The organism is Pseudomonas sp. DCA-1, assembly GCF_046523955.1.
GTDB classification, from domain to species: domain Bacteria; phylum Pseudomonadota; class Gammaproteobacteria; order Pseudomonadales; family Pseudomonadaceae; genus Aquipseudomonas; species Aquipseudomonas putida_Y.
On sequence record NZ_CP169881.1, the window covers coordinates 2,265,273 to 2,281,945 of the forward strand.

Here is a 16,673-nt window from a genome sequence, read left to right on the forward strand (position 1 = left end):
CCATGACTGCTTATCTACGCCCGGCATTGAGCCTGGCTTTGTTGATGACCCTGGTGACTGGCGCCCTGTATCCGCTGGCGGTGACCGGTATTGCTCAGGTCGCTTTCCCGAACCAGGCCAACGGTAGCCTGGTGCGCGATGCGCAAGGGCAGGTGCGGGGTTCGGCATTGATCGCCCAGGACTTCCAGGGCGATGGCTGGTTCCACTCGCGGCCCTCGGCAGGTGCCTACGCGACCGTGGCCAGCGGCGCCAGCAACCTGTCGCCGAGCAACCCGGCGCTGGCTGAGCGGGTAAGGAGCGATGCGGCCGCGTTGTATCAGGCACAGCAAGGGCCAGTGCCGCAGGCGCTGCTGACTACCTCGGGCAGCGGCCTGGACCCGCACTTGCCACCGGAGGCATTGGCCTATCAGATCCCGCGGGTGGCGGCGGCACGGCAGTTGCCGGTCGAGCGCTTGCAAGCCTTGCTGGAACAGGCCACCCTCCACCCATTGATCGGCCCGCCGGTGGTCAATGTGCTGGCGTTGAACCAGGCGCTTGAGCAACTGAGCCACTGATACTGGGACCGCTTTGCGGCCCTTCGCGGGCAAGCCCGCTCCCACAGGAACAGCGCTCCTTTCGAAGTGGGCGATTTCCTGCGGGAGCGGGCTTGCCCGCGAAGGCCTGGAAAGCTGGCCATCAGTCGACCGCCGTCCCTTCTGAAGGATGAAACATGAGTGACTCCACCCGCGCCGATGCGCTGTTGGCCAACCTCCCGCGAAATGGCCGGGGCCGGCTAAAGGTGTTCCTCGGCGCCGCCCCTGGCGTCGGCAAGACCTTCGCCATGCTTCAGGCCGCCCACGCCCAGCAACGCCAGGGCGTGAAGGTGCTGGCCGGCGTTGTCGAAACCCACGGCCGCGCTGAAACCGAGGTGCTGCTCGCGGGCCTTCAACAGCAACCTCTACTGCGCAGCCAGTATCGCGGTGTCACCCTCGAGGAGATGGACCTCGACGGCCTGCTGCGGGCCGCGCCGGCCTTGGCCCTGGTGGACGAACTGGCCCACACGAACGCCCCCGGCAGCCGCCACGCCAAGCGTTGGCAGGACGTACAGGAACTGTTGGCCGCTGGCATTGATGTATTCACGACGGTCAACGTCCAGCACCTGGAAAGCCTCAACGACAAGGTCCGCGACATTACCGGCGTGCAGGTGCGCGAGACCCTGCCGGACTGGGTGCTGCAGGAAGCCTTCGAGCTGGTGCTGATCGACCTGCCACCGCGAGAGCTGCTCGAACGCCTGCGTGAAGGCAAGGTGTACGTGCCCGAGCAGGCTCGGGCGGCCATTGATGCGTTCTTTTCGCAAACCAACCTCACCGCCCTGCGCGAGCTGGCCATGCAGACCGCCGCTGCTCAGGTCGATGCCGACCTGGCCCACGGCTATCGTCAGCGCGGCCAGGAAGCGCCGGCCTTGCGCGGCCGGTTGCTGGTGGGCATAGACGGTGACGACCAGGCCGAACGCCTGGTGCGCCATGCCAGCCGCGTGGCCCAGCGTCGCCACCTGCCCTGGAGCCTGGTGCATGTGGACAACGGCCGGCTACGTGACGAAACCGCACGGCATCGTTTGCAGGCCGCTCAGCAACTGGCCGAGCGACTGGGCGGGGAAGTGGTGCTGCTGCGTGCTGGTGAAGTGGCCCGCACGCTGATTCAGCATGCTGCCGAGCGGCGGGCCAGCCTGGTGCTGGTCGGGCAGTCCCGTGACCGTCTGCGCAGGCGTTTGTTCGGCACCGGTGTGGCGGCGCGGCTGCTGCGCGAGAGTCATGGCCTGGAAATCAACGTGCTGGACCGTGATGTGCAGCCGCCAGCGCCGCGTTCGGCGGTGCGGCGGGTGTGGGTGTGGCGTCATTACCTGCTGGCGCTGCTGGCCACCGTGATGGCTGCGGGCCTGGCCTGGGCGGTGTCCAGTGTGCTCGCATTGCCCAATATCTCGTTGGTGTTCCTGGCGGCGGTGCTGCTGGTGGCGGTGCGCAGTAGCCTGGGACCTGCGCTGGCCTGCGCTGCGCTGTCGTTCCTGGTCTATGACTTCCTGTTCATACCGCCCAACTTCTCGTTCAGCATTCAGCGCGAAGAAGATGTGCTGACGCTGGTGTTCTTTCTGTTGATGGCTGCGCTCACCGGCAACCTGGCCGCGCGTCAGCGTCGGCAGTTGCAGGCGCTGCGCGAGACCCAGGCGCAGACCAGCCAGTTGCTCGACCTGTCTCGCCGGTTGACGGTAGCCACCGATCGCCAAGCCATATTCAAGGCTGCCGGCCAGCACCTGGGCGGCTGGCAGGACACCCAGGTGTGCTTGCTGGAGCGCAACGCCGAAGGCCAGTTGCAAGTGGCCAGTGGGGAAGCCCACACTTTCAGCGACACCGAACGGGCTGCTGCCGATTGGGCCTGGCAGCACGTGCAGGCCGCTGGCCACGGCAGCGATACCCTGCCCGAAGGCCGCTGGTGGTGGTGGCCGTTGGCGGTGGACGAGCAGCCTCTGGCGTTGCTGGGCGTGCGCCCGCGCACCGGGCGGCCGCTCAGCGACCCTCGCAGGCGCCTGCTCACTGCTCTTGGCCAGCCCTTGGCCCAGGCCCTGGCCCGCGCACGCTTGGCTGAACAGTTGGAAGCCGCACGCCTGCACGGCGAAACCGAGCAACTGCGCAGTGCCCTGCTGGCCTCCGTATCCCATGACTTGCGCACGCCGTTGACCGCCATGCGTGGCAGCATCGACAGCCTGCTGGCGTTGGGCGACGCGATTCCGGCTGAAGACCGCCGCGAGTTGCTGGAAGGCACCCGCAACGAGGCCGAGCGTCTTGATCGCTACATCCAGAACCTGCTGGACATGACCCGCCTGGGCCATGGCGGCCTCAAGCTGGCCCGCGACTGGGTGGCCCCGGCGGACATCGTCGGCAGTGCGCTCAACCGCTTGCGGGTGGTGCTGGCGCCGCTGCGTGTGCACACGGACGTACCGGCCGAGCTGCCATTGCTGTTCGTGCATGCGGCGTTGATCGAGCAGGCGCTGGTCAACGTGCTGGAAAACGCCGCACGCTTTTCGCCGGCCAATGGTCGGCTTGAGCTGCAGGTGGCCGTGCATGACGACCAGTTGCGCCTGACCGTCAGCGACCAGGGCCCCGGCATTCCCGTGGCCGACCGCGAGAAGATCTTCGACATGTTCTATACCGCCGCCCGTGGTGACCGCGGTGGGCAGGGTACCGGGCTGGGCCTGGCTATCTGCCAGGGCATGATCGGTGCCCATGGCGGGCAGATTCTGGTGGGCGAAGGCATTGATGGCCAAGGCACCAGCATCACTTTATGCTTGCCGCTGCCTCCTCAACCTGAAGCCGATAGCGAAACCCCATGAGCCAGTCCGCCACCCTGTTGGTCATCGACGATGAACCGCAGATCCGCAAGTTCCTGCGTATCAGCCTGGCCTCGCAAGGCTACAAGGTGCTGGAGGCAGCCACCGGTGCCGAAGGGTTGGCCCAGGCGGCACTGGGCAAGCCGGATCTGGTGGTGCTCGACCTGGGGCTGCCGGACATGGACGGCCAGCAGGTACTGCGTGAGTTGCGCGAATGGAGTGCAGTGCCGGTGATGGTGTTGTCGGTGCGTGCCAGTGAAGTGCAGAAGGTCGATGCGCTGGATGGTGGCGCCAATGACTATGTGACCAAGCCGTTCGGTATCCAGGAGTTTCTCGCGCGGGTGCGGGCTTTGCTGCGCCAGGTGCCACAAGCTGGCGGCTCGGAAGTGGCGGCCTGCTTTGGGCCGCTGACTGTGGATTTTGCCTTCCGGCGGGTGACGCTCGATGGTGTGGAGGTGGCATTGACGCGCAAGGAGTATGCGTTGCTGGCGCTGTTGGCCGGGCACCCCGGGCGGGTGATTACCCAGCAGCAGCTGCTCAAGGATATCTGGGGGCCTACCCATGCGGAGGATACCCACTACCTGCGGATCGTGGTCGGGCATCTGCGACAGAAACTGGGCGATGACCCCACGGCGCCGCGGTTCATCATTACCGAGGCGGGGGTTGGGTACAGGTTGGTAGCGCCGACAGCATAATCCGCTCCCACAGCCCAAAGGGTTCGTCGGGCGCCTGCTGGGCAGGGTCTCGCACAAGGGATATCAGGCCCTGGGGGGTTCCTTCTCGAACAGCTGGCGCATGACTTCCAGGTAGCGCCGCGCGCCCAGGCCCAACGGGCGCGACTTGATCCAGATAATGTCTACCCACAAGCGCAGTCGGCTGGCCATATTGTCGAAGCGCACCTCGGCGAGTGCGCCCGAGGCAATCAGCGGTTCAACCAATGGCTGCGGCAGGTAGGCCCAGCCCAGCCCGGACTGCACCAGATCCAGCGTGGCCAGGTAGCTGTCGGTCAGCCAGATGCGCCGGGACAGGACCATGCGCGGGTCCGATCCGGTGGCCTTGCCCGAGGCCACGATGATCTGCCGTTGTTCGGCAAAGGCCTCCTCCGGCAGTGGCGTACCGCTGTTCTGCCCGGCCGGATGGCGCGGTGACGCTACGGCCACCAGCAGTTGGCTGCCGGCTTCGAGGAATGACTCGCGCTCGTCGATGCCGGGCCGTTCGAACACCAGGGCCAATTGCACACTGCCGTCATGCAGCAGGCGAATGGCCTCGGTCTGGGTGGCCGAACGTACCTCGACTTCCAGGCTGGGAAATGCCTGGGCGAGGATTTCCAGCGGTTGGTTCCAGGGGCCGGTCTGCAACTCGGGCGCCATGGCGATGGTCAGGCGTTTTTCCAGGCCTTGGTGCAGTTGCAGGGCCTGGGCGTCGAGCAGGTTGAGCTGGCAGATCACCTGCCTGGCCTGGGGTTCAAGGGCCAGGGCTGCGCTGGTGGGCAGGGCCTTGCGCGTGGCCCGGTCGAACAGCGGCAGGTCCAGCTCGGCCTCAAGCTGGGCGATCGCCATGCTCACGGCTGAAGGTACGCGGCCCAGCTTGCGGGCGGCGGCGGAGAACGAGCCGGCGTCCAGCACTGCGAGGAAAATTGCCAGGGAGTCGCTGGAGAAGGCCATGTTCGGTGAACCTGATGTTGGGGCGTTGTGAGCGAATAGTAATGGATGGGATTGCGAAGGGTAGGGTTTGAAGTATTCGGTGTTTGTGAGATCGAGCGCCGCCCGCGCGGCGCATCGCGAGCTGCGCTCGCTCCTACGTTTGTTTCGGGCCAATCATTCCTGTGGGATTTGTGCGCGAACGCCTTGGCGCTTGGCGCGATATTGCGTCGTACAAACAAAACGGTCGCGCGCGCCTGCCACAGGCGTTACTGGCCAGAAACAAACGTAGGAGCGAGCGCAGCTCGCGATGCGCCGCGCGGGCGGCGCTCGATTTCTGCCACCCCCTAAAACCCACGGCAAACACACCCGGCCATTACGCAACGTCATGCCGGGCGGTGTGGCCTTGAGGGTATGGTGGGAGAGGTGCGTCGCCTGGGAGACCGAGCGCCGCCTGTATGGCGGTAGAGGTGCGTCGCCTGGGAGACCGAGCGCCGCCTGTATGGCGGTAGAGGTGCGTCGCCTGGGAGATCGAGCGCCGCCCGCGCGGCGCATCGCGAGCTTCGCTCGCTCCTACGTTTGTTTCGGGCCAATCATTCCTGGGGAATCTGCGCGCGAACGCCTTGGGGCGTGGCTTGCTATCGCGTCGTACAAACAAAACGGTCGCGCGCGCCTGCCACTGGCGTTACTGGCCCGAAACAAACGTAGGAGCGAGCGCAGCTCGCGATGCGCCGCGCGGGCGGCGCTCGATCTAACAGGCGCTGAACCTCTAAAGCCCAACACCCCAACCCAAAACCCTACAGCCCTTCACCCAGCACCCGGTCAATACAATCAACAAAGTAATCCACGCTGGCCCGGCTGGTACACATCGGCGGTTTGATCTTGAGGATGTTCAGGTAGTCGCCAGTTGGCTGCATGAAGATACCCAGATCCCGCAACCGGTCGCACAGCAGCATGGTCTCTTCGGTGGCCGGCTCCAGGGTGTCGCGGTCGCGCACCAGCTCCAGCCCCAGATAGAAGCCCGAACCATGCGCCGCACCGGCCAGCGGATGCTTGTCGACCAGCGCCTGCAAGCGTGCCTTGAAGTAGCGCCCGGTGTCGCGGGCGTTGTCCCACAGGCCTTCTTCCTGCATGACATCCAGCACCGCCATGCCGATGCGGCAGCTGACCGGGCTGCCTCCGGCCGAGGAAAAGAAGTAGCCCTCGGCCTCCAGCGCCTCGGCGATTTCGCGACGGGTGATGACCACGCCCAGTGGCTGGCCGTTACCCATGCCTTTGGCCATGGTAATGATATCCGGCACCACGCCCTGTTCCTCGAAGCCCCAGAAGTACTCGCCCAGGCGGCCATAACCCACCTGCACTTCGTCGGCGATGCACACCCCGCCGCGGGCGCGGACCTTGGCATAGGCTGCGCGCAGGTAGCCTGCGGGCAGCGAGATACCGCCGGCATTGCCGTACACCGGTTCGCAGATGATGCCCGCCAGCTGACGGCCACGGGCGTCGAGGTCGGCCAGCTTGGCGTCGACGTCTTGCAGGTAGTCGGCGGCGCTGTCGGCCCCGCGGAAACGACCGCGGAAGGTGTTCGGTGCTTCGACCGGGTGTACCCAGTCCGGGCGGGTTTCCAGGGCTTGCGGGTTGTCGGCGATCGACGTGGAGATGGCATCGGTAGCCACTGACCAGCCGTGGTAGGCCTCCAGCACGCTGAGCAGGTCGCGCCCGCCGCTGTAGGCCCAGGCCAGGCGAATCGCCAGGTCGTTGGCCTCGGTGCCGCTGTTGACCATGAACACCCGGTCGAAACCTTCGGGGGCCAGGTCCAGCAGGCGTTCGGAGAACTCGGTGATCGCCGCGTAATGGAAGCGCGAATTGGTGTTCAGCAGTGACCACTGCCGCGCCGACTCGGCAACCATGCGTGGGTGGCCATGGCCCAGCACCGCGACGTTGTTGAGCATGTCCAGATAGGAACGGCCCTGCATGTCGATCAGGTAGTTGCGCCAGCCGCGCTCAATGTGCGGCGGTTGCGCGTAGTAGTGCTTCTGCGAGCGGGCGAAGCTGGCATCGCGGCGGGCCAGCAGCGCTTGCGGATCGGGTAGTGGCTCGGCATCGCAATCGAAACCCAATAATGTGGCTGGCGACGGGCACAGGGCCAGCCACGCAGCAGCCTGTGACGGCGTGGCGAAGAAGGGGGGCTGGATGCTGTTATCCAGGCACAGTTGTACGCTGAGGATACTGCCGCTGCTGCCCAGCTGCTGGCCTTTTTCCACGGCCTGGCCGTCTGCCGGTGCGTCTTCCAGGCCTTGCAGCCACAAAGCCCAGTGCACGGTGCGCAGACAGCCGCGGCCGTCGCCATGACGCTGCCAGGTGCCGGCTGCTGGCGCTTGCACAGGGCTGCCGTTGGGCACATGCAGCTCGACGCCAAGGGCGCAGGTGGCTGGCTCTTCGGGGCGGTCGATATGGGTTTGCGACAGGCGATATTGCCCGTGCAGGCTGCAGGCCGGTGCGGCTTGCGAGGTCAGCAGTTGCTGGTCGTAACCGGGTTGTTCCCAGTTACCGGCCTCGAAGTGTTCGCTGAGTACCCCCAGGTCCACCCGTGTGACAGCCTGCCCGGCCAGCTCGGGGAGCAGGGGGGCGCAGCCGTTCAAGTGCGGCGCCGCGGGTTGCAGGCCCGCAGCCTGCAGAATGGCCGCCTCCATCAGGGCGAAAGGCACGGCGGTGGCCGTGTCGAAAATTTCCCATTCGTGGGCAATGTTGTCGCGGGTGTACTGGTTGCCCGGGTCGACGGCTAGCTGTTGTTCGCTGCTCAGCACCAGTACGGCAGCGCGGTTCAGTACCAGCGGCCACAGGGCGCGCAGTTCGGCCTCGGTCAGCGGGTTGAGCGCCTGGTAGGCCTGCACGGCTGGCAGGATGCGCAGCGGGTCGCCCTCGGCGTGGTGCAACAGCGCAGCGCAGGTCACCGACAGGTCGGCGATACGCCAGGTGCGCAGCAGGTCGCCAAAATCGATCACGCCTTGCAGTTGCCACTGACGCTGGGCATCACGGGCCCACACGGTGTTGTCGTCGGTGATGTCCAAATGCACGGCCTGACTGGGCAGTTGATCGACCAGCGGCATCAGGCGCTCGTTGGCCTGTCGCGTGGTGTGTTCGATGCGGGCGCGTAGCCCGCTGTCCTGCAGCACCGGCAGCAGGTGATCGATCAGTGCCCCGGCATGCTGCGGGTCCCATTGCAAGGTGCGCGCAAGGCCTGGGTGGTCGAAATGGGCAAGCGCCTTGTCCAGCTTTGCACAGAGCCCGCCCAGCTCGGCCATCAGGCGTGGCTCCATGTGCTTGAGGCGGGTCAGCGGTTGGCCTTCGATGTAATCGAGCAGGCGCAGGCGCAGTGGTTGCGCGTCGATGTCCAGTTCCAGCAGCCCCATGCCGTTGTGGGCTGAGCGCACGGCGGGTACCGGCAAGCCTTGATCGCGCAGGAAGGCCAGGGCGGCGTGCTGGGCTTCAAGCTCCAGCTGGGCATAGCTGCCGTGGCAGGCCTTCAGCACATAGCCACCTTGCGGCGTGACCACGCGAAAGTTCAGGTCTTGCTGGCTGCCCAGTAGCGACAGGTTGCCGGCAAGGCCGTAGTGGGCCTGCAGCACAGCGTGTGCCTGGGCTTCGCTCAGCGTTGGGCTGGGCAGGCCGGAGCGCTGGATCAGGGTGGCCAGGGCGGGGGAAGCGGGCTGGGGTTGGGGGCTGGACATGGGCTCTACCGTGGGTACTGGGAGGTGACGGTGGAGAATTTATGCCCGATCCGGCTGATGATGGAAGACGATTATTGTCAGAAAAATTGATCACTGCTGCATTGCGTCAGGGCGGCAAGGCGCCTGCCTTGGTTTTTGTGGTGTTGCGTAGATCGAGCGCCGCCCGCGCGGCGCATCGCGAGCAAGCTCGCTCCTACATTTGTTTCGGGCCAATTATTCCTGGGGCAGACGCGCGCGTCCCCTTGGCGCTCAACTCGACATCGTGGGGAACAAACAAGGCGGTCGCGCGCGCAGGCACAGGCGATACTGGCCCGAAACAAATGTAGGAGCGAGCTTGCTCGCGATGCGCCGCCCGCGCGGCGCTCGATCTACGCAACACCGCAAGAACCAAGGCGAACACCCACCCATTCCCTACGAACCCTCAACCTCCAAAAACGCCGCCTCCAGCAACTGCCGGGTATACGGATGCTGCGGCGCATGGAAGATCGCCTGCGCATCCCCTTGCTCCACCACCTGCCCATGCTTGATCACCATCAACTGGTGGCTCAGCGCCTTGACCACCGCCAGGTCATGGCTGATGAACAGGTACGTCAGGTTGTACTTTTGCTGCAGGTTACGCAGCAATTCCACTACCTGCCGCTGCACGGTGCGGTCCAGTGCCGACGTGGGTTCATCCAGCAGAATCAGCGCTGGCTTCAACACCAGCGCCCGGGCAATGGCAATGCGCTGGCGCTGCCCACCAGAGAACTCATGGGGGTAGCGATGCCGCGTGCGTGGGTCCAGGCCTACTTCCTCCAGGGCCGCGATAATCGCCGCTTCCTGTTCCTGCGCGGTGCCAATGCCGTGAATGCGCAACCCTTCACCCACAATGTCCGCCACGCACATGCGCGGGCTCAGGCTGCCAAACGGATCCTGGAACACTACCTGCATCTCGCGCCGCAGGGGGCGCACTGCTTTCTGGTTAAGCCCTTCGAGGTTCTGCCCATGAAAGCGAATGCCGCCTTGGCTGGAGATCAGCCGCAAGATGGCCAGGCCCAATGTGGACTTGCCCGACCCGGATTCGCCAACAATGCCCAGCGTCTGGCCCTGGGGCAAGCTGAAGTTGACCCCGTCCACCGCCTTCACATGATCGACCGTGCGCTGCAGAAAGCCCTTCTTGATCGGGAACCAGACCTTGAGCTCATCCACCTCCAGCAACGGCGCGCCCACCGGGTTGTGCGCCGGCAGCCCGCTGGGCTCGGCATTGATGAGCATCTGCGTGTAGTGGTGCTGCGGGGCGCTGAACAGCGTGGCGCATTCGGCCTGCTCCACGATCTGCCCGTGCTGCATCACACACACACGATGGGCGATGCGTCGCACCAGGTTCAGGTCATGGCTGATCAGCAACAGGGCCATGCCCAGCCGCGCCTGCAGTTCCTTGAGCAGTTCGAGGATCTTCAACTGCACGGTCACATCCAGCGCCGTGGTCGGCTCGTCGGCAATCAGCAGCTCGGGCTCGTTGGCCAGCGCCATGGCGATCATTACCCGCTGGCGCTGTCCGCCCGACAACTCGTGGGGCAGGGCCTTGAGGCGCTTGTGCGGCTCGGGAATGCCGACCATATCCAGCAGCTCCAGCGTGCGCGCAGTCGCTTCCTTGCCGGTCAGGCCCTTGTGCAGCAGGAGGATTTCGTTGATCTGCTTCTCGATGCAATGCAGCGGGTTGAGCGAGGTCATCGGCTCCTGGAAGATCATCGCAATGCGGTTACCGCGAATGCGTTGCAGGGTCTTCTCGTTCTGCTGCAGCAAGTCCTTGCCTTCGTAGTGGATGCTGCCGCTGGGGTGGCGGGCCAGGGGGTAGGGCAGCAGGCGCAAAATCGAGTGTGCGGTGACCGATTTACCCGAGCCACTTTCGCCCACCAGAGCCAGTGTCTCGCCTTTGCGGATATCGAAGCTGACGCCGCCCACCACCCGGTTGACCTGGTCCCCGGTCACGAATTCCACGGCCAGGTTCCGCACTTCGATCAGGTTCTGTTCACTCATGTCACTTCCTCGGGTCGAAGGCATCGCGGGCGGATTCGCCGATGAACACCAGCAGGCTCAGCATCAGCGCCAGCACGGCAAAGGCGCTGATACCCAGCCACGGGGCCTGCAGGTTGGACTTGCCCTGCGCCACCAGCTCGCCCAAGGAAGGCGAACCGGCAGGCAGGCCGAAGCCGAGGAAGTCCAGGGCTGTGAGGGTGCCGATGGCGCCGGTGAGAATGAACGGCATGAAGGTCATGGTCGAGATCATGGCATTAGGCAGGATGTGCCGGTACATGATCGCCCCGTTGCGCATGCCCAGCGCGCGGGCGGCGCGCACGTATTCCAGATTGCGTCCGCGCAGGAACTCGGCGCGTACCACGTCCACCAGGCTCATCCACGAGAACAGCAACATGATGCCCAGCAGCCACCAGAAGTTGGGCTGCACGAAGCTGGCCAGGATGATCAGCAGGTACAGCACAGGCAGGCCGGACCAGATTTCCAGAAAGCGTTGCCCGGTCAGGTCGACCCAGCCACCGTAGAACCCCTGCAAGGCGCCGGCGATGACGCCGATAATGGAGCTGGCCACGGTCAAGGTGAGAGCAAACAGAACCGAAATGCGGAAGCCGTAGATCACCCGTGCCAGCACGTCGCGGCCCTGGTCGTCGGTGCCCAGCCAGTTGTCCGCCGAAGGTGGGGCAGGGGCGGGGACACGCAGGTCATAGTTGATGCTCTGGTAGCTGAACGGGATGGGCGCCCACAGCACGAAGCTGTCTTTCTTCGCCAGCAGTTCGCGGATGTAGGGGCTCTTGTAGTTGGCTTCCAGCGGGAATTCGCCGCCGAAGGTGGTTTCCGGGTAGCGCTTGAACGCCGGGAAGTACCATTCGCCGTCGTAACGGACGGCGATCGGTTTGTCGTTGGCGATCAGCTCGGCGCCCAGGCTCAGCCCGAACAGAATCAGGAACAGCCACAGTGACCACCAGCCACGGCGGTTGGCCTTGAAACGCTCGAAGCGCCGGCGGTTGAGGGGGGACAAGGCCATGTCAGTGCTCCCGGCTGGCAAAGTCGATGCGTGGATCGACCAGGGTGTAGGTCAGGTCGCCGATCAGTTTCACCACCAGCCCTAACAGGGTGAAGATGAACAGGGTACCGAAGACCACCGGGTAGTCGCGGTTGATGGCCGCTTCAAAACTCATCAGGCCCAGGCCGTCGAGGCTGAAGATCACCTCGATCAGCAAGGAGCCGGTGAAGAAGATGCCGATGAACGCCGAAGGGAAGCCGGCGATCACCAGCAGCATGGCGTTGCGGAACACGTGGCCGTACAGCACCCGTGATCGGCTCAGGCCCTTGGCCTTGGCGGTGACCACGTACTGTTTGTTGATCTCGTCGAGGAAGCTGTTCTTGGTCAGCAGGGTCATGGTGGCGAAGTTACCGATGACCAGTGCGGTGATCGGCAGTACCAGGTGCCAGAAGTAGTCCAGCACCTTGCCGGTGGTGCTCAGTTCGTCGAAGTTGTTGGAGGTGAGGCCACGCAGCGGGAACCAGTCGAAGTAGCTGCCACCGGCGAACAGCACGATCAGCAGGATGGCGAACAGGAACGCCGGGATGGCGTAGCCGACGATGATCGCTGAGCTGGTCCACACGTCGAAGTGGCTGCCGTGGCGCACGGCCTTGGCGATCCCCAGCGGGATCGACACCAGGTACATGATCAGCGTGCTCCACAGCCCCAGCGAGATCGAAACCGGCATCTTCTCGGCGATCAGGTCGATCACCTTGGCATCGCGGAAGAAACTGTCGCCGAAGTCCAGCCGGGCGTAGTTCTTGATCATGATCCACAAGCGTTCGGGTGGCGACTTGTCGAAGCCGTACATGCGCTCGATTTCAGCGATCAGCGCCGGGTCCAGGCCCTGGGCGCCGCGGTAGTTGGAGCCGGCCACGGAAACCTCGGCGCCGCCACCTGCAATGCGGCTGGTGGCGCCTTCGAAGCCTTCGAGCTTGGCGATCATCTGCTCGACCGGGCCACCGGGGGCGGCCTGGACGATGATGAAGTTGATGATGAGGATGCCGAACAGGGTCGGAATGATCAGCAGCAGGCGGCGCAGGATGTAGGCCAGCATCTCAGTTGGCCTCGTCCACAGGGTCTTCGCTGACCGCCGGAGTTACCTCGGGCTTGATCCACCAGGTGTCGATGCCGATGTCGTACTTGGGCGACACGTTCGGGTGGCCGATGTGGTTCCAGTAGGCCACACGCCAGGTCTTGATGTGCCAGTTGGGGATCACGTAGTAGCCCCACAGCAACACGCGGTCGAGGGCGCGGCAGTGGTCGATCAGGCTCTGGCGCGAGTCGGCGTTGATCAACTGTTCCACCAACTGGTCAATGGCCGGGTCGCGCAGGCCGATGAAGTTGCGGCTGCCGGGGTTGTCGGCGGCGGCACTGGACCAGAACTCGCGCTGTTCGTTGCCCGGCGAATTGGACTGCGGATAACCGCCGACGATCATGTCGTAGTCCCGAGAACGCAGGCGGGTGATGTATTGCGAAACGTCGACCCGGCGGATGTTCAGCTCGATACCGAGGTCGGCAAGGTTGCGTTTGAAGGGCAGCAGGATGCGCTCGAACTCGGTCTGCGCCAGCAGGAATTCGATGCTTACCGGCTTGCCTTGGGCGTCGACCATCTTGTCGTCGACGATTTTCCAGCCCGCGTCCTGCAACAACTTGTAGGCCTGGCGCTGTTGCTCGCGGATCATGCCGCTGCCGTCACTGACCGGGTTGTGGAAGACCTCGGTAAACACTTGCTCGGGCACTTTGCCGCGCAGTGGTTCGAGGATTTTGAGCTCGTTGGGGCTGGGCAGTCCATGGGCGGCCATTTCCGAGTTGTCGAAGTAGCTGCTGGTGCGGGTATAGGCGCCGTTGAACAGCTGTTTGTTGGTCCACTCGTAGTCCAGCAGCAGGCTTAGTGCCTGGCGCACGCGAACATCCTGGAACACTGGGCGGCGGATGTTGAAGATGAAACCCTGCATGCCGGTGGGGTTGCCGTTGGGCAGCTCCTCCTTGATCAGGCGACCCTCGCGCACGGCAGGCACGTCGTAGGCGGTGGCCCAGTTCTTTGCGCTGACTTCCAGGGCATAGTCGAACGCCCCGGCCTTGAGTGCTTGAAGGGCGACGGTGGTGTCGCGGTAGGAGTCGAAGGTCATGACATCGAAGTTGTAGAAGCCCCGGTTGATCGGCAGGTCCTTGGCCCAGTAGTCCTTGACCCGCTCGTAGCGCACCGAGCGCCCGGCCTTGACCTTGGCGACCTTGTACGGGCCGCTGCCCAGCGGGATCTCCAGGTTGCCGCGGTTGAATTCGCGGTTTTCGTACCAGTGCTTGGGCAATACCGGCAACTGGCCGAGAATCAGCGGCAGTTCGCGGTTGTTGGTGTGCTTGAACTTGAACAGCACCTTCAGCGGGTCTTCGGCGACCACTTCGGCAACGTCGGCGTAGTACTGGCGGTACAGCGGGGCGCCGTCCTTGATCAGGGCGTTGAACGTGAACACCACGTCGTCGGCGCGCATCGGATGGCCGTCATGGAAGCGCGCTTCGGGGCGCAGATAGAAGCGCACCCAGCTGTTGTCCGGAGCCTTTTCGATCTTACCGGCAACCAAGCCGTATTCGGTGAACGGTTCATCCTGGCTCTGGCGCATCAGGGTGTCGTAGATAATGCCGATGTTCTCGGCCGCCACGCCTTTGTTGATGAACGGGTTGAGGCTGTCGAAGCCGCCGAAGCTGGACTGGCGGAAGGTGCCCCCCTTGGGCGCATCCGGGTTGACGTAGTCGAAGTGCTTGAAGTCGGCGGGGTACTTGGGTGGCTCATCGTAAAGGGTGAGCGCGTGCTGCGGTGCGGCCAGCGCGGGAAGGCTCAGGCAGGCGAGCAACAGGCTGCCTGCCAGCCGGCGCAGACGGTGCGTTGGCGTCATTGGGCTTTCTCCGAAGTCTTGATCCACCAGCTGTTCAGCCCAAGGGTGTAGGGCGGCGTGGTGACGAAGGCGAACCGGTTGCGGTAGGCCAGGCGATGGTTGTCGAGGTACCAGTTGGGGATCATGTAGTAGTGCCATGAAAGCACGCGGTCCAGGGCGCGGGCAGCGGCGACCTGGTCATCGCGGGTACGGGCGGCGAGCAGGGTGTCGAGCAGGTGGTCGACTACCGGGTCCTTGACCCCAGCATAGTTCTTGCTGCCCTTTGTCGTGGCTTGGCTGGAATGGAAGTACAGCCACTGTTCGAGGCCGGGGCTCAGGGTCTGGTTCAGTGTCATCAGAATCATGTCGAAATCGAACTGGTCCAGGCGTTGTTTGTACTGGGCGCGGTCCACGGTACGCAAGCGCGCATCGATGCCGATGCTGGACAGGTTTTCGACATAAGGTTGCAGGATGCGTTCAAGGTTGGGGTTTACCAGCAGCAGTTCCATGCGTAATTGCTGGCCCTTGCTGTTGACCAGGCGCTGGCCGTGCAGTTTCCAGCCGGCCTCGGCGAGCAGGCCCAGGGCCTGGCGCAGGGTCTGGCGGCTGATACCCCGGCCATCGGTGTGGCTGACCTTGTAGGGTTCGCTGAACAGCTTGGCGGGCAACTGGTCACGGAACGGCGCCAGCAGCAGCCACTCCTTGCCGGTGGGCAGGCCGCTGGCGGCGAACTCGCTGTTGGGGTAGTAGCTGGTCGAGCGGCGGTAGGCGCTGCTGAACAGCGCGCGGTTGGTCCACTCGAAGTCCAGCATCAGCCCCAGTGCCTGGCGTACCCGCGGGTCGCTGAACGCGGCCCTGCGGCTGTTCATGAACAGGCCCTGTGTTTGCGTGGGGATACTGTGCGGGATTTGTGCCTTGATCACTTCACCCCGGCGCACGGCAGGGAAGTTGTAACCGTTGGCCCAGTTTTTTGCCTGGTGCTCGATATAGATGTCGAACTCGCCGGCCTTGAATGCTTCGAAGGCCACCGTGGCGTCGCGATAGAACTCGTATTCCACCCGATTGAAATTGTACTTGCCACGGTTGACCGCCAGGTCTTTGCCCCAGTAGTTCTTCACCCGTTCGAACACCAGGCGTCGCCCGGGTTGTACCTGGGTGATGCGGTAGGGGCCGCTGCCCAACGGGGGCTCGAAGGTGGTGGCCTTGAAGTCGCGCTTCTGCCAGTAGTGTTTAGGCAGCACAGGCATTTCGCCCAGACGCAGAATCAGCAGCGGGTTGCCGGCGCGTTTGAACACGAAGCGGATGCGTAGCGGGCCGAGGATATCTACCCGCTGCACTTCCTGCAGGTTGGTGCGGTAGATCGGGTGGCCATCCTTGAGCAGCGTGCGGTAGGAGAAGGCCACGTCAGCCGAGGTGATCGGCTGGCCGTCATGCCAGCGGGCCTCCGGGCGCAGGTTGAACACCACCCAGCTGCGGTCCTCACTGTATTCCACCGAGCGGGCGATCAGGCCGTAGCTGGAGGTCGGCTCGTCACCAGACGGGTCGTATTGGCCGGTGCCTACCATCAGTGGCTCGTTCAGCTCGCTGATGCCGTACTGCTGGAAGTTGGGCGTGGTAATCGGGCTCGACCCCTTGAAGGTGTAGGGGTTGAGTGTGTCGAAGGTGCCAAAAGCCATGGCCCGCAATGTGCCGCCCTTGGGCGCTTGCGGGTTGACCCAGTCGAAGTGGGTGAAGGTGGCTGGGTACTTGAGCGTGCCGAACTGCGCGTATCCGTGGCTTTCGCTCACCATCGCGGCTGCGGGAAAGCTCAAGGCCAGGCTGAGTGACAGCAGGAGGGGACGTATCAAGTCGGCATCCGATCCAGAGGCGTTGGGCTTTGATCGAGTACAGTAACAGCTTGGTGGGATTGGAAAAAGAGAGGGGCTGGGGTTTTCCAGTGGCTGGGTTTTCAGGCCCATTCGCGGGCACGCCCGCTCCCACAGGTACGGCACTGGCTTTCAGGGCTGTGAAAAA

The 16,673-nt window shown here is 64.3% G+C and carries 11 protein-coding genes; 4 read left to right on the plus strand and 7 right to left on the minus strand.

All coding sequences use genetic code 11. The annotated features are described in order from the left end of the window. Positions 1-2: 2 nt before the first annotated feature. The 3 genes from kdpC to ACE4QZ_RS10650 all read left to right on the plus strand — a co-directional run bounded on the left by kdpC (position 3) and on the right by ACE4QZ_RS10650 (position 4,056). Positions 3-554: a potassium-transporting ATPase subunit KdpC gene (gene kdpC / locus ACE4QZ_RS10640; RefSeq protein ID WP_021785491.1), complete on the plus strand. Its 552-nt coding sequence runs from the start codon at positions 3-5 to the stop codon at positions 552-554. 155 nt (positions 555-709) lie between these two features. Then, entirely contained in the window at positions 710-3,364 is a 2,655-nt protein-coding gene (locus tag ACE4QZ_RS10645; protein WP_021785492.1) for a sensor histidine kinase, read from the plus strand. Further along, positions 3,361-4,056, plus strand: coding sequence for a response regulator (locus tag ACE4QZ_RS10650; protein ID WP_021785493.1), 696 nt, complete (start codon positions 3,361-3,363; stop codon positions 4,054-4,056). The genes ACE4QZ_RS10645 and ACE4QZ_RS10650 overlap by 4 nt, the downstream gene beginning before the upstream one ends. 63 nt (positions 4,057-4,119) lie before the next feature. Here ACE4QZ_RS10650 and ACE4QZ_RS10655 read toward each other — a convergent pair whose 3' ends face one another. Continuing rightward, a complete protein-coding gene (locus ACE4QZ_RS10655; RefSeq protein WP_021785494.1) occupies positions 4,120-5,025 on the minus strand; it encodes a LysR family transcriptional regulator in 906 nt (301 codons plus the stop codon). Between the two features lie 773 nt (positions 5,026-5,798). Then, a complete protein-coding gene (locus tag ACE4QZ_RS10660) occupies positions 5,799-8,729 on the minus strand; it encodes an aminotransferase (protein WP_279934786.1) in 2,931 nt (976 codons plus the stop codon). A gap of 41 nt (positions 8,730-8,770) precedes the next feature. Here ACE4QZ_RS10660 and ACE4QZ_RS10665 point away from each other — a divergent pair, with 41 nt between their 5' ends. After that, positions 8,771-9,055, plus strand: a complete 285-nt coding sequence (locus tag ACE4QZ_RS10665) for a hypothetical protein (RefSeq protein WP_238090219.1) — start codon at positions 8,771-8,773, stop codon at positions 9,053-9,055. A gap of 85 nt (positions 9,056-9,140) precedes the next feature. Here ACE4QZ_RS10665 and ACE4QZ_RS10670 read toward each other — a convergent pair whose 3' ends face one another. Genes ACE4QZ_RS10670 through ACE4QZ_RS10690 form a run of 5 tightly spaced genes read right to left on the minus strand, consistent with a single transcriptional unit; the run spans position 9,141 to position 16,507 of the window. Further along, positions 9,141-10,748, minus strand: a complete 1,608-nt coding sequence (locus ACE4QZ_RS10670; protein WP_021783282.1) for an ABC transporter ATP-binding protein — start codon at positions 10,746-10,748, stop codon at positions 9,141-9,143. 1 nt (position 10,749) lies between these two features. Next, the gene (locus ACE4QZ_RS10675) at positions 10,750-11,769 is read right to left on the minus strand and encodes an ABC transporter permease (RefSeq protein ID WP_021783281.1); all 1,020 of its coding nucleotides are present in this window, start codon (positions 11,767-11,769) and stop codon (positions 10,750-10,752) included. A gap of 1 nt (position 11,770) precedes the next feature. Continuing rightward, entirely contained in the window at positions 11,771-12,844 is a 1,074-nt protein-coding gene (locus tag ACE4QZ_RS10680; RefSeq protein WP_021783280.1) for a microcin C ABC transporter permease YejB, read from the minus strand. A gap of 1 nt (position 12,845) precedes the next feature. Further along, complete coding sequence (locus ACE4QZ_RS10685) at positions 12,846-14,681, minus strand: extracellular solute-binding protein (RefSeq protein WP_021783279.1); 1,836 nt, start codon at positions 14,679-14,681, stop codon at positions 12,846-12,848. Continuing rightward, positions 14,678-16,507: an extracellular solute-binding protein gene (locus tag ACE4QZ_RS10690; RefSeq protein WP_198554906.1), complete on the minus strand. Its 1,830-nt coding sequence runs from the start codon at positions 16,505-16,507 to the stop codon at positions 14,678-14,680. The genes ACE4QZ_RS10685 and ACE4QZ_RS10690 overlap by 4 nt, the downstream gene beginning before the upstream one ends. Between the last annotated feature and the right edge of the window lie 166 nt (positions 16,508-16,673).